21 protein-coding genes are annotated in these 25,792 nt (G+C 67.1%); 11 read left to right on the top strand and 10 right to left on the bottom strand.

What is annotated here, in order from left to right; all coding sequences use genetic code 11:
• Positions 1 to 14: 14 nt before the first annotated feature.
• The 3 genes from CFB41_RS21760 to CFB41_RS21745 all read right to left on the bottom strand — a co-directional run bounded on the left by CFB41_RS21760 (position 15) and on the right by CFB41_RS21745 (position 3,290).
• The gene (locus CFB41_RS21760) at positions 15 to 2,147 is read right to left on the bottom strand and encodes a TonB-dependent copper receptor (RefSeq protein WP_089457833.1); all 2,133 of its coding nucleotides are present in this window, start codon (positions 2,145 to 2,147) and stop codon (positions 15 to 17) included.
• An 82-nt stretch (positions 2,148 to 2,229) separates the two neighbouring features.
• Positions 2,230 to 2,598 carry a DUF2946 domain-containing protein gene (locus tag CFB41_RS21750; protein WP_089457832.1) on the bottom strand — a complete coding sequence of 123 codons (369 nt, stop codon included), beginning with the start codon at positions 2,596 to 2,598 and terminating at the stop codon, positions 2,230 to 2,232.
• 155 nt (positions 2,599 to 2,753) lie between these two features.
• The gene (locus CFB41_RS21745; protein WP_089458950.1) at positions 2,754 to 3,290 is read right to left on the bottom strand and encodes a cytochrome b; all 537 of its coding nucleotides are present in this window, start codon (positions 3,288 to 3,290) and stop codon (positions 2,754 to 2,756) included.
• A gap of 225 nt (positions 3,291 to 3,515) precedes the next feature.
• On the opposite strand from CFB41_RS21745, the gene CFB41_RS21740 reads away from it, so the two are divergent.
• The gene (locus CFB41_RS21740) at positions 3,516 to 4,154 is read left to right on the top strand and encodes a Pr6Pr family membrane protein (protein ID WP_089443373.1); all 639 of its coding nucleotides are present in this window, start codon (positions 3,516 to 3,518) and stop codon (positions 4,152 to 4,154) included.
• Positions 4,155 to 4,202: 48 nt separating this feature from the next.
• Here the strand turns inward: CFB41_RS21740 and CFB41_RS21735 are convergent, their stop codons facing one another.
• Positions 4,203 to 4,937: a peptidoglycan DD-metalloendopeptidase family protein gene (locus tag CFB41_RS21735; RefSeq protein ID WP_089457831.1), complete on the bottom strand. Its 735-nt coding sequence runs from the start codon at positions 4,935 to 4,937 to the stop codon at positions 4,203 to 4,205.
• Between the two features lie 424 nt (positions 4,938 to 5,361).
• Between CFB41_RS21735 and CFB41_RS21730 the strand changes: the two genes are divergently transcribed.
• Complete coding sequence (locus tag CFB41_RS21730) at positions 5,362 to 5,682, top strand: hypothetical protein (RefSeq protein ID WP_089457830.1); 321 nt, start codon at positions 5,362 to 5,364, stop codon at positions 5,680 to 5,682.
• Between the two features lie 133 nt (positions 5,683 to 5,815).
• Here the strand turns inward: CFB41_RS21730 and CFB41_RS21725 are convergent, their stop codons facing one another.
• The 4 genes from CFB41_RS21725 to CFB41_RS21710 all read right to left on the bottom strand — a co-directional run bounded on the left by CFB41_RS21725 (position 5,816) and on the right by CFB41_RS21710 (position 9,405).
• Complete coding sequence (locus tag CFB41_RS21725; protein WP_043177725.1) at positions 5,816 to 6,160, bottom strand: DUF4148 domain-containing protein; 345 nt, start codon at positions 6,158 to 6,160, stop codon at positions 5,816 to 5,818.
• A 200-nt stretch (positions 6,161 to 6,360) separates the two neighbouring features.
• Entirely contained in the window at positions 6,361 to 7,773 is a 1,413-nt protein-coding gene (gene gndA, locus CFB41_RS21720; protein ID WP_043177729.1) for an NADP-dependent phosphogluconate dehydrogenase, read from the bottom strand.
• A gap of 97 nt (positions 7,774 to 7,870) precedes the next feature.
• Complete coding sequence (locus CFB41_RS21715; protein WP_089457829.1) at positions 7,871 to 8,512, bottom strand: DUF938 domain-containing protein; 642 nt, start codon at positions 8,510 to 8,512, stop codon at positions 7,871 to 7,873.
• Positions 8,509 to 9,405, bottom strand: coding sequence for an NAD-dependent protein deacetylase (locus CFB41_RS21710; protein ID WP_089457828.1), 897 nt, complete (start codon positions 9,403 to 9,405; stop codon positions 8,509 to 8,511). Before CFB41_RS21710 ends, CFB41_RS21715 begins: the two co-directional genes overlap by 4 nt.
• Positions 9,406 to 10,449: 1,044 nt before the next feature.
• On the opposite strand from CFB41_RS21710, the gene CFB41_RS21705 reads away from it, so the two are divergent.
• A complete protein-coding gene (locus CFB41_RS21705) occupies positions 10,450 to 11,181 on the top strand; it encodes a GNAT family N-acetyltransferase (protein WP_089457827.1) in 732 nt (243 codons plus the stop codon).
• Positions 11,182 to 11,202: 21 nt separating this feature from the next.
• On the opposite strand, the gene CFB41_RS21700 is transcribed toward CFB41_RS21705, so the two are convergent.
• On the bottom strand, positions 11,203 to 11,601 hold the full coding sequence (locus CFB41_RS21700) for a lysozyme inhibitor LprI family protein (RefSeq protein WP_089457826.1): 399 nt from the start codon (positions 11,599 to 11,601) through the stop codon (positions 11,203 to 11,205).
• 185 nt (positions 11,602 to 11,786) lie between these two features.
• On the opposite strand from CFB41_RS21700, the gene CFB41_RS21695 reads away from it, so the two are divergent.
• Both CFB41_RS21695 and CFB41_RS21690 read left to right on the top strand, forming a co-directional pair.
• Positions 11,787 to 12,746: an LLM class oxidoreductase gene (locus tag CFB41_RS21695; protein WP_089457825.1), complete on the top strand. Its 960-nt coding sequence runs from the start codon at positions 11,787 to 11,789 to the stop codon at positions 12,744 to 12,746.
• 299 nt (positions 12,747 to 13,045) lie between these two features.
• Entirely contained in the window at positions 13,046 to 15,532 is a 2,487-nt protein-coding gene (locus tag CFB41_RS21690) for a mechanosensitive ion channel family protein (RefSeq protein WP_089457824.1), read from the top strand.
• 27 nt (positions 15,533 to 15,559) lie between these two features.
• Here the strand turns inward: CFB41_RS21690 and CFB41_RS21685 are convergent, their stop codons facing one another.
• The gene (locus tag CFB41_RS21685) at positions 15,560 to 16,393 is read right to left on the bottom strand and encodes a CerR family C-terminal domain-containing protein (RefSeq protein ID WP_089457823.1); all 834 of its coding nucleotides are present in this window, start codon (positions 16,391 to 16,393) and stop codon (positions 15,560 to 15,562) included.
• A 92-nt stretch (positions 16,394 to 16,485) separates the two neighbouring features.
• Here CFB41_RS21685 and CFB41_RS21680 point away from each other — a divergent pair, with 92 nt between their 5' ends.
• The 6 genes from CFB41_RS21680 to CFB41_RS21655 all read left to right on the top strand — a co-directional run bounded on the left by CFB41_RS21680 (position 16,486) and on the right by CFB41_RS21655 (position 25,758).
• Positions 16,486 to 17,607 carry an HlyD family secretion protein gene (locus tag CFB41_RS21680; protein ID WP_089457822.1) on the top strand — a complete coding sequence of 374 codons (1,122 nt, stop codon included), beginning with the start codon at positions 16,486 to 16,488 and terminating at the stop codon, positions 17,605 to 17,607.
• Positions 17,600 to 19,186, top strand: coding sequence for an MDR family MFS transporter (locus CFB41_RS21675; protein WP_089432373.1), 1,587 nt, complete (start codon positions 17,600 to 17,602; stop codon positions 19,184 to 19,186). Before CFB41_RS21680 ends, CFB41_RS21675 begins: the two co-directional genes overlap by 8 nt.
• A gap of 13 nt (positions 19,187 to 19,199) precedes the next feature.
• The gene (locus tag CFB41_RS21670; protein WP_089457821.1) at positions 19,200 to 20,687 is read left to right on the top strand and encodes an efflux transporter outer membrane subunit; all 1,488 of its coding nucleotides are present in this window, start codon (positions 19,200 to 19,202) and stop codon (positions 20,685 to 20,687) included.
• A gap of 307 nt (positions 20,688 to 20,994) precedes the next feature.
• Complete coding sequence (locus CFB41_RS21665) at positions 20,995 to 22,530, top strand: catalase (RefSeq protein WP_089457820.1); 1,536 nt, start codon at positions 20,995 to 20,997, stop codon at positions 22,528 to 22,530.
• A gap of 73 nt (positions 22,531 to 22,603) precedes the next feature.
• Positions 22,604 to 23,215 (top strand): ankyrin repeat domain-containing protein, encoded by a 612-nt coding sequence (locus CFB41_RS21660; RefSeq protein WP_089457819.1) that lies wholly within the window; start codon positions 22,604 to 22,606, stop codon positions 23,213 to 23,215.
• 713 nt (positions 23,216 to 23,928) lie between these two features.
• Positions 23,929 to 25,758 carry a protease pro-enzyme activation domain-containing protein gene (locus CFB41_RS21655; protein ID WP_089442976.1) on the top strand — a complete coding sequence of 610 codons (1,830 nt, stop codon included), beginning with the start codon at positions 23,929 to 23,931 and terminating at the stop codon, positions 25,756 to 25,758.
• The last annotated feature ends 34 nt before the right edge of the window (positions 25,759 to 25,792 follow it).

Here is a 25,792-nt window from a genome sequence, read left to right as displayed (position 1 = left end):
ACACGCGCGCTGCGTTACAACTTCGCACTCACGCGCACCCACGCGGTCCGGCCCGGCTCCATCACCGGCGAGTTCGCCGGATAGCCGAATCCCGCGTTGCCGGCGAGGTTCAGGTGCTCGGTGTAGGCCTTGTTCAGCACGTTGTCGACGCCGACCGAGATCTGCACGGTCTTGCTGACGTTGTATTGCGTATGCAGCGAGAGCACACCGAATCCGGCGCTCGGGCCGAAGTCCTTGCCAACCACGTTGCCCTCGTTCAGCGCATAGCGATGCTGCGGCGCAACGATGCGCCACAGCCCCCCTGCCGACCACGCACCCTGCGTGTATTCGAGCCCGATGCGTGCCTCGAGCGGCGGCATCTGCGGCAACGGATCGCCGGTTGCGACGTTACGCCCCCATGCATACGCGAGCGACGTCTCGACGCGCAGCGGCGAAGCCGGTTTCCACGACACGCCCGCTTCGCCCCCCATGATCTGCGCGTTGACGTTGGTTGCCTGCGTGGTCGGGCCCATCATGCCGGCCGCGTAGTTGAACAGGATGAAGTCCTGAACATAACCCGCATACGCCGACACCCATGCATCGAGCCGGTCGCTCTTGTATTGCGCACCGATGTCGAGCTGCGTGGTCTTCTCCGGCTGCACCGCCGAAAACGCGTTGACCGAACCGGCCGGCCCGCGCTTCGCGGAAAACAGCTCCCAGTAGTCGGGATAGCGCTCCGTATGGCCGACGCCCGCGTACCACGTGACCGGCAGCGACGCGAGATCGCGCTCGTAGCGGACGAAACCGCTCGGCAGCACACGCGTGCGATCGTCGTCGAAGGTCGGGTTCGGCATGCTCTTCATCGTGCCGCTCGTCGTCGCGCGTTTGTCGCGTGCGCTCGCATAGTCGACACGCGCGCCGCCGATCACGCGCGACACGTCGCTCGCGTACCACGTCAGCTCGCCGAACACGCCTGCGTTCCACATCGTCGCCTGCGCATTCCACGGCTGGTCGCCGTAGTTCTGCCGCCCCATCGCCGAGCGCGAGTCGAGCCGGTTCGATTGCGCATCGACGCCCGTCACGAGCTTGAAGTCGTCGGCAAGACGGAACGTCGCGGCCGCGCGCGCGCCGAACGTGCGACGCCGCACTTCCGACGCCATCCGCATCGGCATGCTGCTGGTCGGGTCCGGTTGCCGCAACGTAGTGTTGTCCATCACGTGATCGGCTTCGTTGTAGTACACGCGTGCCTCGATCCGGTCGAGCACGTCGCCGAGATGCCGCTTGTCGAACGACAGGCCGAACGTCTCTCGGCGGAAATGCGCGCCGTCCATCCCGCGCCCCGCGTAGCGCGCATAGCCGTCGCCGGTGCCGGCGGTCAGCTCGACGCGCGTGTGGTCGTCCGGCGTCCAGCCGAGCGCCGCATCGGCATTCCACTTGTCCCACTGCGACGGCACGGTGTTGCCGTTGCCGTCCTTGTAGTCCTGCGAATGCGCGTGGTTCGCGGTCACGCGGCCATAGACGTCCGGCGTGCCGGCCGTCACGTCGATGTTCTGGTCGTTGCGGCCGAACGACCCGCCGACCAGGCTGCCGTCGAAGCGCATGCCGGGCTTGTCGAAGCGCGGCGTCACGCGCTCGAACATCACGGTGCCGGCCGACGCGCCGGGACCGTACAGCACCGTCTGCGGCCCCTTCACGACGGTGACCTTGTCATAGCTTTCCGGCGCGATATACGACGTCGGCGCATCCATCCGGCCCGGACATGCGCCGAGCGTCGACATCCCGTTCGCCAGGATGTTCAGCCGCGAGCCGAACATCCCGCGCAGCACGAGGTCGCCGTTGGTGCCGCCGCTGCGGATCGACGTGAAACCGGGGATCGTCTTCAGGTAATCCGCGCCGTCGCTGGCGGGCAGCGGCTGGCGCGGGGTCTTCGGATCGGTGACGACGACGAGCGGCGTCGATAGCGGCGATGCGACGACTTCGATGGCCGGCAGCGGCGCGGCCGTCTCGTCGGTCGGCGCGCCGGATACGCGCGCCGTTTCGGCGGCCGCGGCGCTCGCGGCCAATGCGCCGACAGCGAGCGCGGGAACGGTGAGTTTCAGCACGCGCGGCATGCGCCGTGCACAGGCATTGCGTGACGCCCGCGGCGCACGCAACTGGAAAATGGTCATGATCGAAAGCCCGAGTGACGCCCTCCACGCGGCCTCGACGGACCGCACGGATATCGGCGATGAATGGAACGGAAACAGCGCGTCAGGCGCGCTCGGGCGGGGCGCGCGGGTATGCGCGCGGATAGCGGTCGGCGTGCGCCGCGACGGCAGGCGGCGCGACGGCGGAAACGGCAACGAAGGAAACCGCAGCGAGTGCTGCGGCGGCCGGCCCGCCGATCGCGGGGCTGTGCGCGAAGAAACCGCAGTAGCCGCACGCATCGAGATGCAGCGCATGATCGTGCATGCGGCCCGCATCGGGCGACGGGTGCGCACCATGCTCCGTACTGCAGACGATTGCGTCGGGCGTGGCCGCCTGCGCGACGCGCCACTGCGACACCAGCGGCGCCGCGATCGCGAACCAGATCGCGAGCACGCCAAGCCAGGCGGTCAGGTGACGATGTCGGTGCAGCATGCTCGGCAACGAGTAAGCGGAATGTAAAAACAGCCGAGATGTTACAGAATGTTCAACGCGATGGCCAGCGCGGATGGCGGTAAACGAACCGGGGGCGCATGGTTGTCAACACAACCATGCGCCCCCGCCTGCTGCATGCTTGCGGAACGTGCCGCTCAGGGCACCATGCGCCGCAGCACGTCGTCGCGCCGGATGAAATGATGGTAAAGCGCAGCCAGCGCGTGCAGGCCGATCACGAAGTAGAACGCGTTGCCGATCAGCTCGTGCGCTGCCTTGATCGTCGGCCGCAGCGCCTTGTCGGGGCCGAACAGCGTGAACGAGATGCCGAGCCAGTCGAGCGACACCGGCTTGCCGCCCAGGTTGATCATCATGATGCCGAGCAGCGGCTGCGCAATGATGAACACGTAGAGCGCGAGATGCGCGAGCTTCGAGAGCCAGCGCAGCAGCGCCGCTTGCGCAATGGCCTGCGGCACCCGGCTGACGGCTCGCCACAGCACGCGCAGCACCGACAGCACGAGCACGAGCGTGCCCGCGGTGAGATGCACGTTCATCCAGAACACCCGGCTGTCGCTGCCTTTCGGCCCGCGGATCTCGATGGCCAGGTAGGCCAGCGCCACCAGCAGGAAGACGGCCCAGTGGAAGAAGATCGCGGGCGAGCTGTAGCGCGTCTGTTTCGCGAGGATGTTTCTCATGCTTCGTCTCGTGTTGTATGCGGGGAGGAGCGCATGCAGCCACCGGCCGGCGCCCGGCAAAACTGCCCCGATTGTAGCCGCACGGGCACCCGGTTTTGCACGACGCGCGCAAATATCCGACGAATCGTCCACGCGCGCCGCGCAGCGCACCATATGGAAAGTCCGCATCGCGCGCCCGGACGGCTGTGGCACGATGAAGCTTTGGTGCGACGGCGCGCGGGCATCATGAGCAAGGCGTTCTTCGTTGCGGCCTATCGGCTGACCGCCGCGTTGCTCGCGGTATCCACCACGCTGCACAGCGTCGCCGACTACTGGCACCTGCCGGGCTTTCATCTCGGCAACTATCTCAGCTACTTCACGCAACTGAGCAGCCTCTACGCGGCCGCGATGCTCGCCGTCGGGCTCTGGCGCATCGCGCGCCCCGGCTCGGCCCGCTACGAATCGATGCGCGGCGCCGCGGTGCTGTATGTATTGATCACCGCAATCGTCTACGAACTCCTGCTCGCGCGGCTCGATGCGCTGCACCACGTCACGCCGGCGTTCAACAACTGGGTGCTGCACCGGATCGTGCCGCTCGTCGTGCTGTGCGACTGGCTGTACGTGGAGCCGCGCCTGCCGATCCCGCGGCGCAGCGCGTTCGCGTGGCTCGGCTTCCCGATCGTCTATCTCAGCTATACGCTCGTGCGCGGCTCATTCGAGAACTGGTATCCCTACCCGTTCGTCGATCCGCGGCCGCACGGCTACCTGCCGGTCGCGATTCAGTGTTCGCTGATCGCGCTGGGCGCGGTGGCGCTCGCAATGGGGATACGCTGGCTCGGCAATCACGCGAGGCAACTCGGCGCGGTGACGCTCAGGAAAGGATGAAGGCGGGAGCGTGTGCGCCGCCCGGCGCACACGGGATGAAGCGGACGATCAGCCGCCGTTGCGCGGCAGGAAGTTCATCGGATCGACGACCTTGCCGTTCTGGCGGACTTCGAATTCGAACGTCGCGCGGCCGCTCGCGTCCGTGCCCATTTCGGCGACCGGCTGGCCCTGGCGTACCGCGTCGCCTTCGTTGACGAGCAGCTTGCCGTTGTGTCCGTAGGCCGTGATGAGCCCGTTCTCATGTTTGAGGATCACGAGCGGGCCGTAAGCCTTGACGCCGGACCCGGCGTACACCACGCGCCCGGCCGCCGCGGCCCGCACCGAATGGTCGGGCCCGGATGCGACGATCACGATGCCGCGCGTCTTGCCGGCCGAGAACGGCGTCGCCACGGCACCGGTGGCCGGCCAGGCGAGCGAGCCCGGCTGTGCGGCCGCCGCGGGCGGCTGCCCGAGCGACGTCGCGGCAGGCGGCGGCGCGACACGCAGCACCTGGCCGGGATACACGGCATCGGTCGGTGCCATGTGGTTCCAGCTGGCCACGTCCTGGACGCGCTGCCCGTAGGCGTTCGCGACGCCCGCGAGCGTATCGCCCGGATTCACGCGGTAATAGCCGGCGATCACGCCCGGCGTCGCGGCCGACGTGGGTGCCGGCTGACGCGCCGGCTGCCAGCTGTCGGTCCACGGCGTCATCGTGCAGCCCGTCAGCGCGATGGCTGCGGCAACGAGCGCCGCCTGCGGCAGCCAGCGCGTCAGCGCATCGTGGATGGGAATAGTTTCTCTCAAGGGTCCTCCCGGATTTGCGTCGTTGCGCCGCCCACCGCCCCCCGGCGTGCGGCGCACGATGTCCGGCCTAACGGCCGGATCAACCAGTATCCGACCGCGCTCGCGGCCGTCAGTTTCCACAGCGGGACGTCGGTGCGAATGGGCTCACCGGCCCCTTTTTCGCGTCGTCCCGACCGGCAAAGATACCATTTGTGGCGGTCAAGGCCGCGTCAGGTGCCTGATCCGGCAACAATCTTGCGGCGTCGCACCGGGGTGCCGGTGGCCTGCAAGCCGCGCCGCGCGGGCCGTCGGGCGGGCTGGGGCGGCGCTTGCGCACGCCGCGCCGCCGTCGCGGGCGGTATCGATCCCGTCACATTCTCCCCGTCGATCGCCACCTATACTCGGTGATGCACTGCGCGATCCAACGACAACGAGGAGCATGACAATGAACAACGCGACGTTTCTTTCCGTGCAGCTCAACGCCGACGACTTCTCCGGTTCCAGCGGCCTGGTCGAATTGCTCAACCGGCACCTGCTGTTCGCGACCGACGTCGCCGAGGCGGCCGATGCGCTCGTCCAGCTGGCGAGCGTCGCGCACATGACCGGGGCCACGCGCCACAGCGTCGAGCTGCCGATCCTCGCGATCGAGCGGCTGCGCGATGCGCTCGACACGTTGAGCGGCTACGACGAAACGTGGCTGCAGGTGCTCGAACCGGCCGAAGCGCTGTGCCGGGGTATCGGGCACCGCCGGCACGCGCTGCACTGAACTGAATTGAACTGAACCGACGGCTGGCGCGACACGTGCGCCGCCAATGAAAACAGCCCGCCGTTCCGCATGTCGGAACGACGGGCTGTTTGTGCTTCCAGGGTCGGATCAGGCCGCCGATGCGGCCGCACCATTAACGACCCTTGTAGATCGGGGCGTCGTCGGCGATACGCTTGACTTGCCAGCCGGTCTTGGCCTTGGCCGGCGCGCCGGATTCTTGCGCGGCAGCCGGTTGCGCGCCGTAGCCGGTCGTGTCGGCAGCGGCGACGTTCTGTTGCGGGTTCAGGCGGGCTTCAGCAGCCTGGATGCCTTCCGGGTAGTTCGTACGGTCGCTGCCCAGCTTGTAGCCGGCCTGTTGCACGGCGACCAGATCGGCCTTCACTTGTGCACGGGTGACGGGCGCGTTCTGTTGGGCGAACGAGACGGCGGGAACGGCGAGGACGGCAGCTGCGGCGAACGTTGCGATCAGCGATTTCATGATTACCTCCGGGATTTTTTTGCTCCGCCGCACACACCATGTCTGCAGCGATGGAACAGAGTTTAGTCCCGGCAGCACCTAGGGAAAACCATGAAACGACGAAAACACTATTTCCCAGGAACCAACAATCCCGGCATCCGGTATCGAAAAACCCTATCGATAGAATAGATTTTCGCAACAATGCCGCCCTCGCGGGCCGGTTACGACCAGTTCGCGTGGAAGCTGCCCGGCTTGTCGGTACGCTCGAACGTGTGCGCGCCGAAGAAATCCCGCTGCGCCTGCACGAGGTTCGCCGGCAGCCGCTCGGAACGGTAGCTGTCGAAGTACGCGACCGCCGACGCGAACGCCGGTACCGGCACGCCGGCCTTCACCGCGGCAACCACGACGTCGCGCAGCGAAGCCTGGTAATTCGCGGCGATGTCCTTGAAGTACGGGTCGAGCAGCAGGTTCGCGAGCGCCGAATCCTTCGCGTACGCGTCCGTGATCTTCTGCAGGAAGCGCGCGCGGATGATGCAGCCCGCGCGGAAGATCTTCGCGATCGTCCCGAGATCGAGGTTCCAGCCGTATTCCTCGGACGCCGTGCGCAGTTGCGCGAAGCCCTGGGCGTACGAGATCACCTTGCTCAGGTACAGCGCGCGGCGCACCGCTTCGACGAACGCGGCGCGATCGCCGTCGAACGGCGCGGCGGCCGGCCCCGACAGGACCTTGCTGGCTGCGACGCGCTCGGTCTTCAGCGACGACAGCACGCGCGCGAACACCGATTCGGTGATCAGCGGCAGCGGCACGCCGAGATCCAGCGCATTCTGGCTCGTCCACTTGCCGGTGCCCTTCTGCGCGGCGCGATCGAGGATCACGTCGACCAGGTGCTTACCGGTTTCCTCGTCCTTCTTGCCGAAGATCTTCGACGTGATCTCCATCAGGTAGCTGTCGAGCTCGCCCTGGTTCCACTCGGTGTACACCGCGCCGAGTTCGTCGTTGGTCAGGCCCGCGACGTCCTTCAGCACCGCATAGCTCTCGGCAATCAGCTGCATGTCGCCGTATTCGATGCCGTTGTGGACCATCTTCACGTAATGGCCTGCACCGTCCGGGCCCATGTAGGCGACGCACGGCTCGCCGTCCGACGGCGCCTTGGCAGCGATCTGCTTGAGGATCGGCTCGACGAGGTCGTATGCGTCACGCTGGCCGCCGGGCATGATCGACGGGCCGCGCAGCGCGCCCTCTTCGCCACCCGACACGCCGGTGCCGATGAAGTGCAGGCCCGATTGCGCGAGTTCCTGGTTGCGGCGGATCGTATCGGTGAAGTGCGTATTGCCGCCGTCGATCAGCACGTCGCCCTTCTCGAGCAGCGGCTTGAGCGACGCGATCGTCGCATCGGTCGCCTCGCCGGCCTTCACCATCATCAGGATCCGGCGCGGCGTTTCGAGCGACGCGACGAACTCCTCGAGCGTGTAGGTCGGCACCAGATTGCGGCCGGGGAATTCGGCGATCAGTTCGTCGGTTTTCTCGCGGCTGCGGTTGTACACCGACACCGCGTAACCGCGGCTCTCGATATTGAGTGCGAGATTGCGGCCCATCACCGCGAGCCCGATCACACCGATTGCTTGTTTGCCCATTAGTCAATTCTCCGGAAAAAACGGGGCGCGACCCGAGCCGGGTCGCGCGCACAGGCGAAAGGATAGTGGAAACCCGGCGGCGATGCGCGCTTGCCTGTCATTGCTCCGCGTGCGGCAGCCGCCGGAACACGACGCTCAGGTTGTTCGCCGGCATCTCGACCACCTCGATGCAGTCGAGCCCGCGATCGAGGCCGAGCGCGACGACGGTCTCGAGATCGCGCACGCCCCACGACGGGTCGCGGCTGCGCAGTTGCAGGTCGAACGCTTCGTTCGACGGCGCCGTATGCCGGCCCTCGCGGCGATACGGCCCGTACAGGAACAGCACGCCGCCCGGCCGCAGCAGGCGCGACGCACCCGCGAACAGCGCGTCGGTGCAGGCCCACGGCGAGATGTGGATCATGTTGATGCAGACGATGGCATCGAGCGCGTCGACCGGCCAGGACGCATCGCGCACGTCGAACGCGAGCGGCCCGGCAACGTTGGCGAGGCCCGCATGGGCCACCCACGCGGCGATCGAGCGCCGCGCCTGCGCATCGGGATCGCTCGGCTGCCAGTGCAGGGCCGGCAGCGCCTGCGCGAAGTGGACCACGTGCTGCCCCGTGCCGCTCGCGATTTCGAGCACGCTGCCGCTCGCCGGCAGCACCCGGCGCAAGACGTCGAGGATCGGCCCGCGATTGCGTTCGGCCGCCGGCGCCGACAGCCGCGCGGACGGATCGGGAGAAGCGGTCGGATCGGTCACGATGCCTGCTCCGGTGCGTGGCTCGCGAGGCCCAGCCGCGCCGTCAGCGCGTCGAGCGCGGGGGCGCAGCGCGCCTCGACCTTCAGCGTCAGCATCGGATCGGCGCGCGTATGGCCGAGATTGAGCGCGGCGACCGGCTTGTTCTGTGCCTGCGCCCATACGCAGAAGCGGTAGCCGGAATACACCATCAGCGACGAGCCGACGACCAGCAGCGCATCGGCCGCCTCGAGCGCCTGCGACGCGAGCGCCACGCGCTCGCGCGGCACGTTTTCGCCGAAGAACACGACCGCCGGCTTCAGCAGCCCGCCGCACGCGGGGCATGCCGGAATGCGGAACGTGTCGAGCGCGGCCCATTCGAGGTGCGCGTCGCCATCCGCGGCCGGCTCGGCCTGCGCGCCCAGCAGTTCGGGATTGTCGGCCTCGAGCATGACCTGGATCGTCGCGCGCGCATGATGCGCGCCGCAGCCGAGGCACGTGACACCGTCGATTCCGCCGTGCAGTTCAATGACGTCGCCGCTGCCCGCGCGCTGGTGCAGGCCGTCGACGTTCTGCGTGACGAGCCGCTCGATCCGTCCCGCGCTGCCGAGTCGCGCCAGTGCCACGTGCGAACCGTTCGGCTGCGCGCGGCCGACGACGGGCCAGCCGACCATGCTGCGCGCCCAATAGCGCCGCCGCGCGGCATCGGAGCCGAGAAATTCGTGGAGCTGGATCGGCGGCGAGCGCATCCATTGGCCGTTGCGGTCGCGATAGCCGGGAATGCCGGAATCGGTGCTGATGCCCGCGCCGGTCAGCACCAGCAGGCGCGGATGACGCTCGACGAACGTGTGCAGCGCATCGAGTGCGGCCGGGTCGACGTCGGCGGTTGAGGGATCGTTCTGAGCTGTGTCGTTCATGTTGGCAACGCGTGATCGGGCGCGCCGGCAAGCACCGTGCGCCCGCACGGGCGGCCAGGCACGCCAGCACATGATACAGAACGCCGCGTGCTCGGGCCGATGGCGCGCGTCGCACACCGGCGCACAAAAAAAGACGCCCATCCGCCATTCGGCGATGGGCGCTTCAACAATTGATCCATCGGGGTAGTGGATCAACTGACAGCACAATTTCGCGGCGTCCGCCCTGCTGCTGCGGGTGAACGCTTCCCCTGGACTCCATGTGTTCCGCGATGCCGAATGCATCGATGCGCTGCCGGCTTTCCGGTGCTGTCCGGTGCTTGCCGGTTCGGCCCCGTCGCGCCGCCGCGATGCACGGCACGCACACGCCGACGCCGCGCGACGACTTGCGTTGCGCGCGGCAGATTGACGATCCGGGATCCGGGCCGGGCCATCCGCAGGCATTCACGGTTCATCCCCGACGGCCGACCGGCACCAGTCGGCCTCGTGCGTCATGCCTGCACGTCGTCGTTCAGAACAGACCCGATTGCTCGGATGGAACGGAAAGCCGCGCGCTCACGTCGCCTCGATAAACGGCGAAGCGAAAGGCCCGGCAGGTCGGCGATTCATGTTTGCAACACGACACGTTGCGATTCGGTCTGTTTTCATTCTCTTGTCCCCGTCTCCGATGCGTCCGACCCACTGAAGCGATCGCCGGACCGACTGCGTCCGCGACCGCGCTCACGGCCTGCACAGATATGCAAGGAGCGCACCATGCGTCACGCCGCAAGGCCGCGCGGGTCAAAACGGGGCCATCGACGCGGATCGCGCACCGGCAAGCCGCGCGAACGTTTCGAAACTGAAACGCGTGCCGGATCGGCGGGCGTCGGCCGCGCGAGCCGTCAGGCCGCTCCCGCCCGGCCCAGGCGGGCAGCGCGACGTTGCATCGGCGCGCGATCGCCGAACGGCTTACAATCGCCCCACAGTGCCGCATGAACCGGCGCGCGGCGCCGTCCTGGCCTTCCTCGCGCGGCACGCGCCACCCGACCGGAGCCCACTACCCGACGCATGCCTGACGCACACGACTGGCTGGATACCGACTACCGCACGCTGTTCCGCCTGCATCCGGATCGCCGGATCGAACGCGAGAACGATCCCGACTGCTCGCCCGGGCCGCGCTTCTGGCTCGGCCGAAGCACCGACGGCAACCTGGCGGGCATACGCGCCGACGTGCCCACTGCTGTTGCAGACGAACTCGCGCGCCTGGCCAGCAGCGAACCGCCGTTGGCGAACCGCATGCAGCCCGCGCACCTCGATCGCTATCTCGCGCTGCTCGCCCCTGTTCCGCACTGGAATATCGGCCTCGTCTACCCGCTGCCTCACGCACTCGGTTTCGACACCGACGCGCGCGTCGCGCTGATCGACGGCGACAGCGACGCGGGCCGGCATCTGCGGCATGCGCTGTCCACACACGGGATGCCCGAAGGCCTGTACTCGATGGGATTTCGAAGCGCCGCCGATCTGTGGGCGCCGTGGTGCGCGGCTGTCGTCGATGGAGAAGTCGCGTCGGTCGCGTTTGCCGCGCGGCTGTCCGAAGGCGGTGCCGAACTCGGTCTCGCGACGGCCCCTGCATTTCGCGGGCGCGGGCTCGCGGCGGCGGTGACCGCGGCGTGGTCGCGGCTGCCGTCGCTTCAAACGCACACGCTGTTCTACAGCACCGACAGCGACAACCGCGCGTCACGACGCGTGGCGTCGCGCCTCGGCCTCACGCTGCGCGGCACGACGCTGCGAGTGGCATAGCACAGGAGCCGGCGCGACACCTCAACGAAAGGCCTCGATCACCTTGATGCGACGCTCGGTTTCGTTGACGAAGCAACTGTCGACCTCCACGAGCCCGAGCGTGCCGCCCGCATCGGGCTGCCGCGATTCGGCACACTTCGCGTCCCGCGCCTTGAGCCAGCGGCGCTCGTCGTTGCGCAGTCTTGCCTGCCCCTGCTCGTCCAGACTCGCCATCTTCATCTTGTAGACGGCATTCAGCCGTTTGTCGGCCGCTTCGTATTTCAGCCGGAGGCAATTGCGGATGTCGGCCGTGTAGCCCGTTTCCTCGGCGGTCTTGCAGATTGCGGCGCGCTGCGCATCGTCCGCGAGCGCGTCCGACGCGACCGCGAAAAGCACCGCGCTTGCCGCCAGACCGATCGCCATGTGTTGAAGCATGTTCATCCGGATGCGTTGTTTTCAATGACGGAAGGCACCGATTATGCCCGGCCCGCTGCCCGCATGACCTGCGTTGCAGCGACGTGAACCGGTCTCTGCGCATGCCGTGCCGCACAACCGTCGGGCAAACACGCTAGCATTCGAACACGCAACGTCGCGCGTCGGCTTCGCGCTGCCTCCCAGGACTCGACATGACCACACCCGCCTCTGCCCGCCCCGATGTCGCGCATCGCGTCTTTTCGGACGGACGGTTGTCGATCGGCCTCACGCTTCCGCTGCTTCGCACCGGCCATATCGTCGCCGACTTCGGCGAGCAGCTCGAACTCGCGACGCTGGCCGATACGCTCGGCTTTCGCGCACTGTGGATTCGCGACGTGCCGCTGAACAGCGCCGACTATCCCGATCCGGTCGGCCACCTCGACCCGTGGGTCCTGCTCGGCGCACTGGCGTCGCGCACGCGCGGGATCGCGCTCGCCAGCGGTGCGATCGTGCTGCCGCTGCGTCATCCGCTGCATATCGCGAAAGGCGCGCTGTCGGTCGCGACGCTGTCGGGCGGCCGCTTCATCCTCGGGCTCGGCTCCGGCGACCGACCGCCCGAATATGCGGCGTTCGGCGTCAACGCAGAGACGCGGCGCGACCGCTACCGCGCCCACTGGGACGTCGTCGCGGCCGCGCTCGGCGTGCCGTCGCGCGTGCTGCCCGACGAAGCGCCGCCCGATGCGCCCGAATTCACGCTGCTGCCGCGCGGCGCCGACGCCGTGCCGATGCTGGCAGTCGGCTCGGGCGGACAAAGCGTCGACTGGATCGCACGGCACTCGCTCGGCTGGATGACGTACCACCGCGATCCGGACACGCAGCGCGCACGCTATTCGATGTGGCGCGCGGCGGTCGACCGGCTCGCGACGCCAGCCTTTCGCGCGTTCGGCGTCTCGATGCGGCTCGACCTCGCCGCGAATCCCGATGCGCCGGCCACCGCGTTGCCGCTCGGCTATGCAACCGGACGCCGGGCATTGATCGACATCCTGCGGGACATGCACGCGGCGGGCACGCACCACGTCACGCTGAATCCGGGCTCGGACCGGCCCGTGCGCGAAGTCATCGAGGAAATCGCGGAACACGTTCTGCCGGTTTTTCACGACGGGCCAGCGTGATTCGGCAGGATTCCAGATTAATTCGACCCGACGCGTGCGTGGCTCATCGTTGTCGACGAGCCGGCATTACAAATATCTTACGCACTAACCGTTGAAACACCCCAACCTATCCGACGACCTGCAGTCCGCGTCGGACACATGACCGCGCAAATGCGCCGCAAACGCCCGCGCCGCATCGGGCATGCCCGATTCGAATGATCGTCGACGGAACTATTCGGTTCCGATCGCGATCATGTTAACTTCCGTCCATCGTTCAGCCTGGCGGGCCGCGCGCCGATGCGCGCCCGCATGCCTACTCCATGCGACATTTCCTCCTCGGCTGGCTGCTGGCCGCCGTCGTCTCGGCCGCTCATGCGGCCGCTCCCGCCCCGGCCGCCGCGTCGGCCGCTCCCGGCACCGCGCCCGCGCTGACGCCGCAACAGGCGCAGCAGGCACTCAATGTGCTCGAAAATCCGCGCGATCGCGCGCAGGTCGAAACGACGCTGCGTGCCATCGCGGCCGTCGGCGCGTTGAGCGCACCCGCGATCGCGGCGAGCGATGCGGCCGCGGCCAGCGCCGCGTCGGCCGCCTCAGCCCCGGCGGCGCTGGCGTCGAACGGGCTCGCATCGATGCTCGTGCGGCAGGGATCGCGCTGGACCATCGAAATCGGCGGTGCGCTGAAGGAATCGCTGCACTCGCTGCTCGACGTCGGTTCAGTCGGCAACTGGTGGCATGACAAGCTCGTGCGCGCCGACGAGCGCGCGGATCTTGCACACGCACTCTGGATCATCATCGCCGTGCTCGTGCCCGCGCTCGTCGTCGAATGGTTCGCGAAGCGGCTGCTGCGACGCGCGCTGGCCACAGTGGCCGCTCGGCGCGCCGACACGTCGCGCCGCACCGCGCCCGAGTCCGAATCCGAGTCCGTTACACCCGACTCCGCGACGCTTGCCGACGACAACGCACCACCGGGCGCAGCCGCCCCGCCTGACGCTTCCAACATCCCCGACGCCGCGCCCGCGTCGTCGCAAGGCCGCGGCCACGCGCGCCGCCACACCACGCTGCTGCACCGGATGCCGCGCGCACTCGTCAGCCTGGCATTGCGTGCCGTGCCGCTGCTCGTGTTCGTCGGCGTCGCGAGCCTGACGATGTCGGTGATCGGCGATACGGCCGCCCCGATCGAATCCGCGCTAGAAGCACTGATCGACATCTACGTGATCTGCCGGCTCGTCACGATCGTCAGCCGGCTGTTCTTCCAGCCCGATGCGCGGCAATTGCGGTTGCTGCACATCAGCGACGCGTGGGCCGACTTCGCGCAACGCTCGATCGCGCGCATCGTGATCGTGGTCGGCGCCTGCACGGCCGCGGTCGAGATCGCCGCGAACTTTGGCCTCAGCGACGCCGGTCACGTCGCGCTGCTGAAAGCCGTCGCGCTCGTCGGGCACCTGATGGTCTCGGCGCTGATCCTCCAGTGCCGCCTGCCGGTCGCCGCGCGGATCCGCGCGGCCGGCGAGGATCGCCCGTCCTTCGCGATGATCGCCAACGCGCTCGCGGACGCGTGGGCGCCCGTATCGGTCTTCATCGTGATGGCGCTGTGGTTCGTGTGGGCGCTCGATGTCCACAACGGCTACCGCGTGCTGATCACGCTCGGCGGCCGCTCGATCGCCGTGATGATCGGCATGCGGATCGTGTCGATCGTCGTGTTCGGCGCGCTCGCGCGGCTGTTCCAGGGCCGCGACGAAGATCGCACGCTCGTCCATGCGCACGCATACCGCTACTACCCGCTGCTGCGCCAGTTCGTGTCGGGCGCGATCGGCATCGTGACCATCGTGCTGCTGCTGCAGATCTGGGGCGTACCGATCTTCCGCGCGTTCGAGACCGGCACGATCGGCCACCGGCTCGCGTCGGCGCTGGTGACGATCGCCATCGCGGCCATCGTCGCGCTCGTCGTGTGGGAAGCCGCGAACATCGCCATCGAGCGCCGCCTGCAGCGCTGGACGCGCGAAGGCAATCTCATGCGCGCGGCGCGGCTGCGCACGCTGCTGCCGATGCTGCGCACGCTGCTGTTCGTGATGATCGCGCTCGTCGTCGTGCTGACGGGCCTCAGCCAGCTCGGCGTGAACGTCGGCCCGCTGCTTGCCGGCGCCAGCATCTTCGGTGTCGCGCTCGGCTTCGGCTCGCAGAAGCTCGTGCAGGATTTCATCACCGGGATCTTCCTGCTGATGGAAAACGCGATGCAGGTGGGCGACTGGGTCACGCTCGCCGGCGTGTCGGGCACGGTCGAATACCTGTCGATCCGCACCGTGCGGCTGCGCGCCGGCGACGGGTCGTTGTACACGATCCCGTTCAGCTCGGTGACGACCGTCAACAATACGAATCGCGGGCTCGGCAACGCGGCCGTCAAGATCAGCATTGCCTACGGCGAGGATATCGATCGCGCGATCGCGACGCTGAAGGAGATCGGTGCGGCCTTGCGCGACGATCCGAAATACCGCGACGGCATCCTGTCGGACTTCAGCTACTGGGGTATCGACCAGGTCGACGGCGCGACGCTCGCGCTGGCCGGACAGATGCAATGCACGGACTCGACGCGCTGGAGCGTGCAGCGTGAATTCAACCGGCGGATCGCGGAGACGTTCCTCGAACGCGGGATCCGGATCGCCAATCCGCAGCGCAGCGTCGTTGCGTACGCGGACGGATCGCGGCCTGGGGGCGATGACGAAAACGGCACCCACGGCGACAGCAGCCATGCTGCCGACGTGACGGCCCGGCCGCCGTCGCCGGAAGCACCGGCGCGCAAGCCGGGTTGACCGGCCGGGGCCGACCGCGCGCCGCGTTCAACGCGCGGCAGGCTTGCTCCCGCGCCGGAGGCCTTTCGCGGCGGGTGTCGACTCCCCCGCCTTCGCCGTACGTTTCGCCGTCGCGCCCGGCTCGCGCTTCGAGCCGGCTGCAGGATCGGCCGCCAGGGCGTCGCGCTGCACGTGCCATTGCTGGAGCAGCACCCGCGTCTGCTCGGCAATGGTGTCGATCAGCAATTTCGCGCGCTCGCCTTCGAATGCCTCCCATTCGAGCAACTGCAGCGCCGAACGCTGCGCGATGTGGAACACCGTGATCTGCCCGAACAGGCTCAATGCACGCAAGCGCGTGACGGGATCGTTGGCCGGCCGCCCCGAGATGCGGCCGATCAGCTCGGCGCTCACGTCGTTCAGCGGCTTGCGCATGCGCTTCATCAGGATTTCGCTCGCGCTCGCCGGCTCCTGGCCGCCTTGCTCGCGTGCAAAGAACATCCGCTGGTTCATCGTCTTCGGCGTCGTGAACATCCGGTCCGCCAGCGCGCGCAGCAGCCCGACGAACGCATCGATCAGCACGTCGACGTCCGCGTCCGCATCGAGCATCGCCCATGCATGGCCGACCGCCGGCGCGAACGCTTCCCGGCCGAGCTCCGCGATCGTCTCCACGCACGCGCGGTACACGCCTTCCTTGTTCTCGAAGTAATACTGGAGCGCCGGCGCGTTCACGCCGGCCATCGCCGCGATCTCGCGTGTCGATGCCCCCGCGAACCCGCGCTCGCCGAACAGTTCGATCGCCGCCTCGATGATCCGCTGGCGCGTTTCGTCGCCGCGGGCGTAGCCGCCCGCCGACGTACGGCGCAGCTTCTTCGCTTCGTTCATGCCTTCCTCGTCATTCGATCGACCGACATTCTACTTGACACAATTTTATCAACTGGAATAATTCTTCCACTTGGAATAAATTGGATGCCAGCATGTCGACGCCGCAAGACCCGCCACCGAAAGCAGATCGTCAGGAAAACGGAACAACCCCGCGCAACGGCAACGGATCGAAACGGCGCATCCTGCTGGTCGTCGCCGTGCTCGCGGCGATCGGCGGCGCCGTCTGGCTCGGCCGCTGGTGGACGGTCGGCCGCTTCATCGAAAGCACCAACGACGCGTACCTGCAGGCGGACAGCATGACGGCCGCGCCGAAGGTCGCCGGCTACGTGACCGACGTGTACGTGCGCGACAACCAGGCCGTGAAGGCCGGCGATCCGCTCGTGCGGCTCGACGTCCGCCAGTACCAGGTCGCGCTCGCGCAGTCGCTTGCGACCGTCGACGCGCGCCGCGCCGACATCGCACGCGCCGAGGCCGACATCAGCCAGCAGCATGCGAATCTCGAACAGGCCGACGCACAGGCGAAGGTGTCGCGCATCAATGCGCAGCACGCCAGCGACGAATACACGCGCTATGCGCCGCTCGCCGCGACGGGTGCGGAGACGCACGAACGCGTGGCCGACCTGAAGAGCACGCGCGATCAGGCCGCCGCGACGCTCGCCGCGAACAATGCGTCGATCGCGGCCGCCCGTACGCAGATCGCGTCGTTCACCGCGCAGCTCCAGCAGGCGCGCGCGCAGCTCGAAGCCGCGCAGGCCAGTGCCGCACAGGCGCAGCTCGACCTCGACAACACGATCGTGCGCAGCACCCTCGCCGGCCGCGTCGGCGATCGCACGGTGCGCGTCGGTCAATACGTGCAGCCCGGCACGCGCCTGCTGACCGTCGTGCCCGTCGACTCGATCTACCTCGTCGCGAACTTCAAGGAAACGCAGATCGCCAACATGCGCATCGGCCAGCCCGTCGAACTGCACGTCGACGCGCTGCCGGACGGCGCGCTGTCCGGCGTCGTCGACAGCTTCGCCCCCGGCACGGGCGCGCAATTCGCGCTGCTGCCGCCCGAGAACGCGACCGGCAACTTCACGAAGATCGTCCAGCGCGTGCCGGTGCGCATCCGCCTCGCCGCGAACGCCCGCGCGCAGCGCATGCTGCTGCCGGGGCTGTCGGTGACGGTCGACGTCGATACGCGCTCGGCCCGCGACGAGACGCACCATGGCTGAACCGTCCGCCACGATGCCGATGCCGCCGCACGAGGGCCGCGCGAGCGTGACCGACTGGATCGCGGTCGCGGCCGGCGCGCTCGGCGCGCTGATGGCGACCCTCGACATCTCGATCACGAACTCCGCGCTGCCGCAGATCCAGGGTGAAATCGGCGCGACCGGCACCGAAGGCACGTGGATCTCGACCGGCTACCTGATGTCGGAAATCGTGATGATCCCGCTCGCCGCGTGGCTCACGCGCGTGTTCGGGCTGCGCAATTTCCTGCTGACGAACTCCGCGCTGTTCATTGCCTTCTCGATGATGTGCGGCTGGTCGCATTCGCTGCCGATGATGATCGCCGGCCGGATCGGCCAGGGCTTCACCGGCGGTGCGCTGATCCCGACTGCACAAACCATCATCCGCACGCGGCTGCCGCTGTCGCAGTTGCCGGTCGGCATGACGCTGTTCGGCCTGATCGTGCTGCTCGGGCCGCTGTTCGGCCCCGTGCTCGGCGGCTGGCTCGCGGAGAACGTCAGCTGGAGCTGGTGCTTTTTCCTGAACCTGCCGGTGTGCCTGTTGCTGATGGCGCTGTTGATATTCGGGCTGCCGTCGGACCGCCCGCAATGGCATGCATTCCTGAACGCGGACTGGCTCGGGATCTTCGGTCTCGCGATCGGCCTGAGCTCGCTCACCGTCGTGCTCGAGGAAGGCCAGCGCGAACGCTGGTTCGAATCGCAGATGATCGTCACGCTGAGCCTCGTGTCGCTTGCCGGGATGATCCTGATCGCGTTGTCGCAGATCTTTGCGAAGCGGCCGATCATGCGGCTGTCGCTGATGCGCAACCCGCGCTACGCGAGCGTGATCGTGATCGTGTCCGCGGTCGGTGCCGGGCTGTACGGCGTGTCCTACCTGCTGCCCCAGTTCCTCGCGATCGTCGCCGGCTACAACGCGGAGCAGGCAGGCGCGATCATGCTGCTGTCGGGGCTGCCCGCCTTCCTCGTGATGCCGATCCTGCCGCGCCTGCTCGGCAAGGTCGATTTCCGCATCCTCGTGATCTCGGGGCTGCTGCTGTTCTGCCTGAGCTGCATGCTCGACATCAGCCTGACCGCGCAGAGCGTCGGCCACGACTTCGTCTGGTCGCAACTGATCCGCGGCGTCGCGCAGATGCTTGCGATGATGCCGCTGAACCAGGCCTCGATGGCGGCAGTCGCACGCGAAGACTCGGGCGATGCGGCCGGGCTCTACAACATGGCGCGCAATCTCGGCGGCTCGATCGGACTCGCGATCATCGGCACCGTGATCGACCGGCGCACGACCTTCCATACGGCCGCGCTCCGCGAATCGGTGACGGCGAACTCGCTGATCGGGCAGGACCGGCTGTCGGCCTACGCGGCCAACTGGTTCTCGCACACCGGCGACCTCGCGTATTCGAACATGCGCGCGCTCGGACAGCTGGCGCAGCAGATCCAGATCCAGGCCGTCGTGATGACCTATTCCGAAACCTTCTATCTGCTAGGCCTCGCGCTGCTTGCCTGCGTGCCGCTCGCGCTGCTGCTGAGAACGCCGCGCGGGCCGCAGCCGATGTCGTCCGGCCACTGAACCGTTTTACGCGATGAAACCCTTCTCCCTGCCCCGCCGCCCTGCGCTCACGCTGTGCGCGGCCGCGTGCCTGCTCGCCGGCTGCACGGTCGGCCCCGACTATCGCGGCGCGCCCGCCGCGCCGGATGCGCCGACCTTCGTGCGCGCGCCGGCCTCCGGTGTCGACCCCGCTGCGCCCGCGCCGAGCGCATGGTGGCACGCGCTCAACGATCGCCAGCTCGACGACCTGATCACCGCCGCGCTCGCGTACAACCCCGATCTGCATGCGGCACAAGCCCGCTTGCGCGCATCACGCGCGCAACTCTCGCAACAACGTGCGGCCCAGTTGCCGAAATCGTCGGCCACCGTCGCCGCCATCCGCATGCGCGAGCCCGACGTCAGCGCGCTCGGTTCGCTGCTGCCGTCGAACGGTTCGAGCCAATCGAGTGGCACCTCGCCGTCGCTGGGTGGCTCCGGCCCGCTGCAGCTCTATTCGGCAGGCTTCGACGCAACCTGGGAAATCGACCTGTTCGGCGGCACGCGCCGCGCGGTCGAAGCGGCATCGGCGCAAGCGGAAGCGGTCGACGCCGATCTAGCCGACACGCAGGTGTCGATCACGGCCGAAGTCGCTAATGCGTACATCGACCTGCGCGATCAACAGCAGCGGCTTGCGCTGTCGCGGCGCACTGCCGAGCTGCAGCAGAAGATGCTCGAACTCACGCAGCAGCGGCGCACGCGTGGCGTTGCGGCCGATGCCGACATCGAACGCCTGACGACGCAAGTCGAAAACACGCGCGCATCGCTGATCCCGCTCGACGCGCAGGTGACGGAATCGCTCGACCGGCTCGCGATCCTGACGGGCCGCGCACCCGGTGCGCTCGACGCGGCACTGTCGACACCGGATGCGACGCTGCCGACGCTGCCCGGCAGCGTCGCGATCGGCGATCCGGCCACGCTGCTGAAACAGCGTCCCGACATTCGCGCGGCCGAGCGCCGGCTCGCATCGAGCAATGCGCAGATCGGCGAGCACGTCGCCGACTATTTCCCGAAGGTGACGCTGCTCGGCGATCTCGGTTTCAGCGCGACGGATCCGGGCCACCTGTTCCGCAAGCAGAACTTCACCTGGGTCGGCGCGCCGTATCTGCAATGGAACATTCTCGACTTCGGGCGCACGCGCGGTGCGGTGCGCGCGGCCGAAGCATCGCGAGACGAGGCGGAAGCGAACTATCAGAAGGCGGTGCTCGGCGCCCTGCAGGATGCCAACACGGCATTGCAGCGCTATGGGCATCAGCGCGAACACGTCGTTGCGCTCACCAAGGTGCAGACGTCGGCCGTGCATTCCAGGACGCTGATGGACGAGCGCTATCGCGCGGGCGTCGCATCGATGATCGACCTGCTCGATACGCAACGCGAAGCGTTGGCCGCGCAGCAGAACGTGATCGCCGGGCAGGCCGAGCTGATCAAGGACTACGTGTCGCTGCAAAAAAACCTCGGGCTCGGTTGGCAGACGGGCGCGGGGTGATGCCGAGTTGTTCTGCGCTGCACGGCAGGATTTGTCGAGGCTACTGCGGCGCCGATGCTCGACATGTGGATCGCAAGTCCAAAGCGCCCGCGTTCGACGCTTGCGGATCGCTTCGCGGCGCGCGACGCAACAACTCATTGCGTACACAACAATATTCATCGCCTGCGTCGATGAGAACCGCACCCACGCCGCATCGACGCCGTCGCTATCGGAAACATATCGAATATCAATTAGCCAATCGTCTGACGATCTCTTCTAATTCAGTCGGCTTCCCCACCACCGATCGGATTCAAGGAGTTCCATCGTCATGTCCCCATCCTCCCATCGCGTGCTGAGACACGCAGTCGCCGCGATCTGCGTTGCACTTTCCGCGTCCCCCCATGCCGCCGAACTGACGCGAGACACGGGCGCCCCCGTCGGCGACAACGAGAATTCGCAGACGGCGGGCCCTGCCGGCCCCGTGCTCCTGCAAGACTCCGCCCTCATCGAGAAACTGCAGCGCTTCGATCGCGAGCGCATCCCTGAACGCGTCGTGCATGCGCGCGGCACCGGCGCATTCGGCGAGTTCGTGCCGACCGCCGACATCTCGAACCTGACGAAAGCGAAGGTCTTCACGCCCGGCACCCGAACGCCCGTGTTCGTGCGCTTCTCCACCGTGATGGGCTATCGCGGCTCGCCTGAACAGGCGCGCGATCCGCGCGGTTTCGCGGTGAAGTTCTATACGCAACAGGGCAACTGGGACATGGTCGGTATCAACTGGCCCGTGTTCTTCATTCGCGACGGCATCAAGTTCCCCGACTTCGTTCACGCGAACAAGCCGAGCGCCGTGACCGGCGTGCAGGACCCGAATCTCGCATTCGACTTCTTCGCGCACACGCCCGAAGCGACGAACATGCTGACGATGCTGTACACGAACGCGGGCATGCCCGATTCGTATCGTCACATGGACGGCTTCGCGGTGCACGCGTTCAAGTTCGTCAATGCGCACGGCGACGTGCACTACGTGAAGTTCCACTGGAAGAGCCAGCAAGGCGTGCACGGCCTGCGTCCGCAAGACATCGATGCATCGATCGGGCGCGACTGGAACATGATGACGAACGACCTGTACGGCGCGCTGAAGCAAGGCGACTTCCCGAAGTGGGATCTGTACGTGCAGGTACTCACGCCGCAGGACCTGAATCGTTTCGACTTCGATGCGCTGGACGACACGAAGGTGTGGACCGGTGTGCCCGAGCGCAAGATCGGCACGATGACGCTGAACCGCGTGCCCGACAACTACTTCCAGTCGACCGAGGAATCGGCGTTCGCGCCGTCGCGACTCGTGCCCGGCATCGAGCCGTCCGAAGACCGGATGCTGCAGGACCGGCTGTTCGCGTACGCCGACACGCAGATGTACCGGCTCGGCGCGAACTACATGGACCTGCCGATCAACCGGCCCGTCGTGCCGGTGGTCAACAACAACCAGGACGGCAAGATGAACGCCGGCGACCGCAAGGGCGAGGTGAACTACGAACCGTCTACGCTGCATGAACTCGCGCCGGATCCGCAGTACAAGTCCGTGCGCATGACGCTCAACGGCACGACGCAGCAGGAAGCGATCCACAAGAAGCTGCGGTTCCGTCAGGCGGGCGAGTACTACCGCGGCCTGTCGCCGCAGGACAGGGACGACCTGGTCACCGCGCTGTCCGGCGATCTCGGCAAGGTGACGAACGCGCACAACCAGTACGCGATGCTGTCGTACTTCTACAAGGCCGATGCCGACTACGGCACGCGTCTCGCGCAGGCCGTGCATGCCGACGTCGGGCAAGTGCAGGCGCTCGCCGCGAAGCTCAGCGAGAACTGATCCCGCGACTCCGGTCGCCGTCGACGTGCGGGGTACCGCCGCGCACGTCGACCTTACCCCCCAGGACATCCTCATGCAATCCGAACGCCTGACGCGCGCGATCCGCGCCACCGCAACGGTCCTGGCGCTGGCCGCGCTCGCCGGTTGCACGCACCTTCCCGAGCAGCCGGCGTATGCGCCGGCCGACCCTGCCGCGCTGCGCCGCTACGACGGCGACTGGTTCGACGCCGCCCGCGTCGGACGCGTCGACATCCTGCGTGCGTTGCACGACGCCGGCTATCCGGTCGACGCCACCGACAGCAGCGGCTTCACCGCCGTGATACTCGCGTCCTATGACGGCCAGCCGGCCGCGCTCGACTACCTGCTGTCGGCCGGCGCGAATGCATGCGCCGGCGACCGTCACGGCAACACGGCGTTGATGGGCGCCCTCTTCAAGAACGAACCCGACATCGCGCGGCGCCTGATCGACACGCCATGCCCGATCGACCAGACGAACGGCGCCGGGGAAACCGCGCTGGGATTCGCCACGCTGTTCAATCGATTCGACCTGATTCCGCTCCTCGTCGCGCGTGGCGCGAATCCGAATCATGTCGATCGGCGCGGTCAGTCGCTGCTGCAGCTCGCGCGGTCGCACGACAACACGGAAGCCGTGGACGCGCTGCGGCATGCAGGTGCAAGGCAGTAGCTTCATGCCCTGCTTCCTGATGCCCGCGGACTCGCCTCGCTTCACCGCGTCCGGCGATTCGAGTCCCGCCTCGAATACGATCGGCCAATTGCCCCATTACGCATCAAACCGGAAACGATCGGCAAATCGCATTCCGCATTACTTTCTTTAGCGGCCCTGGACATTACAAAACACTGCCAATATTTTCAAAAACATTTCACCTATTCGCTTTAATTTAGTTTCATATAATCAAAAAAAGTTTGACACCTCGCTTTCGTTCTTGATACCGTCCGATGCAAGCAATCTGACGAATTGCTCACTACGCAATCGCTTCCGCTCTACGTTTTTGCTTCCGCCGCACCGCAATGCTCGCCGCCGGCCGCATCGTTCGCGCGCCGACGCATGCAACATCCCGATGCATCTCATTGGACAACTGCCATCCGGCAGCGGGCCGAAGGATCGAATCAAATGAGCAGGACAACGAAACTGTTGCTCTAGCAATCTCGCCCGCGCCCCGTCCGGCGCAGTTGCGTCGTATCGCGGCGCAGCCTTCCCGTTACCGCGTTTTCCGTATTTCGCCCCCGGAGACAAGACACCTTTCCGGATCGGGCGGAAGGCCCTGTCGCGTCCGTGCCATCCGCATGCGTGCGACAGAAATCGGCGGTGCATGACCCGTACCGCTGTCGACCGTTGTTGTTCGTGCTGTTCGATGTTCAACCGGAGGGGTAATTCAAATGAATCAGGTTGCAGACAAGAATCAAAAGCACAATCGCTTCGTCAAACTCGCCTTCGCCGCCGCAGCCGCATCGTTCGGCATGGCGACCGCCCACGCCGCGCCTGCGGCCGGCTGGACGGAAACGCACACCAAGGGCTTCCTGCCGCTCGTGCAGCAGAGCGAAGCCGGTACGGCCGGCGCGCCCGCCGCGAGCACGGCGGCGGCTGCAGCAGCCGCCGTCGAGATGGCGCCGGGCGAGTCGGTGGACATCGTGCTCGGCCTGAACCTGCGCAACGAGGCGCAACTCGACCAGTATCTGCACGACCTGCATACGCCTGGTTCGCCGCACTACCGGCAATTCCTCACGCCGGCGCAGTTCGCGTCGCAATATGCGCCGACCGACCAGCAGGTCGCCTCGGTCGTCGCGCATCTGCGCAAGGCAGGCTTCGTGAACATCGTGGTCGCGCCGAACCGCCTGCTGGTCTCCGCCTCCGGCACCGCCGCCACCATCAAGTCCGCGTTCCGCACGACGCTCAAGCGCTTCACGCGCAACGGCCGCAGCGTCTACGCGAATACCGACGCCGCGCAAGTGCCGAACGCGATCGGCGGCGTCGTGGGTTCGGTGCTCGGCCTGCAGAACGTCGAGCTGATGCATACGGGCGCGGGCAGCCAGCCGCAAGGCAACACCAGCAACCTGACGATTCCGGCCGGCGCATCGGCGGTGCCGCACAACCCGACCGAATTCTCGTCGATCTACGGCGGCGACGGCACGCCGACCGCCTCGCAGACCACCGTCGGCATCATCTCCGAAGGCGACCTGTCGCAGACGGTAAGCGACCTCAATACGTTCGCCGCAAACAACAGTCTCGGCACGATCAGCAGCAGCATCGTAAAGACGGGCCCGTCCGGCAGTTCGTACACCGACACCGACGGCACCGTCGAATGGAACCTCGACAGCCAGTCGATCGTCGGCGCGGCCGGCGGCAGCGTGAAGCAGGTCGTGTTCTACGTCGCGCCGTCGATGACGCTCACGGCAATCACCGCCGCGTACAACAAGGCCGTGACCGACAACGTCGCAAAGGTGATCAACGTATCGCTCGGCGTGTGCGAATCGTCCGCGAACAGCACCGGCTCGCAGGCCACCGACGACACCATCTTCAAGCAGGCAGTCGCGCAGGGGCAGACCTTCTCGGTATCCGCCGGCGATCATGGCGCGTACGAATGTGCGAGCGGCACGCCGTCGCGCTCGACCTACACGGTGAGCGAGCCGGCAACGTCGCCGTACGTGATCGCCGTGGGCGGCACGACGCTGTTCACCAATACGTCGACCAACGCGTACAACAGCGAGATCGTCTGGAACGATCCGAGCTGGCAGCCGGGCACCGTGTGGTCGACGGGCGGCGGGTACAGCAAATACGAAGCCGCGCCGTCGTGGCAATCGTCGAGCCTCACGGGATCGACCAAGCGCGCACTGCCTGACGTCGGCTTCGACGCGGACCTGCGCACCGGCGCGATTCTCGTCGTCAACGGCCAGACGTCCAACACGCTGTGGGGCTCGGGCTACCTCAACAACGAAGGCGGCACGAGCCTCGCCGCGCCGATCTTCACGGGCATCTGGGCGCGCTTGCAGTCCGCCAACAACAATGCGCTCGGGTTTCCCGCGTCGAGCTTCTACAAGTACTTCCCGAGCAACGCGGCACTGCTGCACGACGTCACGTCCGGCAACAACGGCAGCGGCACCTACGGCTACAAGGCAAAGGCCGGCTGGGACGCGACGACGGGCTTCGGCAGCGTGAACATCTCGAAGCTGAACACGTTCATCCAGAGCACGTCGGATTTCGCACGCTGATGGATCGATGACTGCCCCGGTTCCGCGTGCGCAC

Origin of the sequence: Burkholderia sp. AU33803, assembly GCF_002223095.1 — a bacterium.
Taxonomy (GTDB): domain Bacteria; phylum Pseudomonadota; class Gammaproteobacteria; order Burkholderiales; family Burkholderiaceae; genus Burkholderia.
The sequence above is the reverse complement of the archived record's forward strand: the minus strand, read 5'-3'. Positions and strand labels throughout refer to the sequence as shown.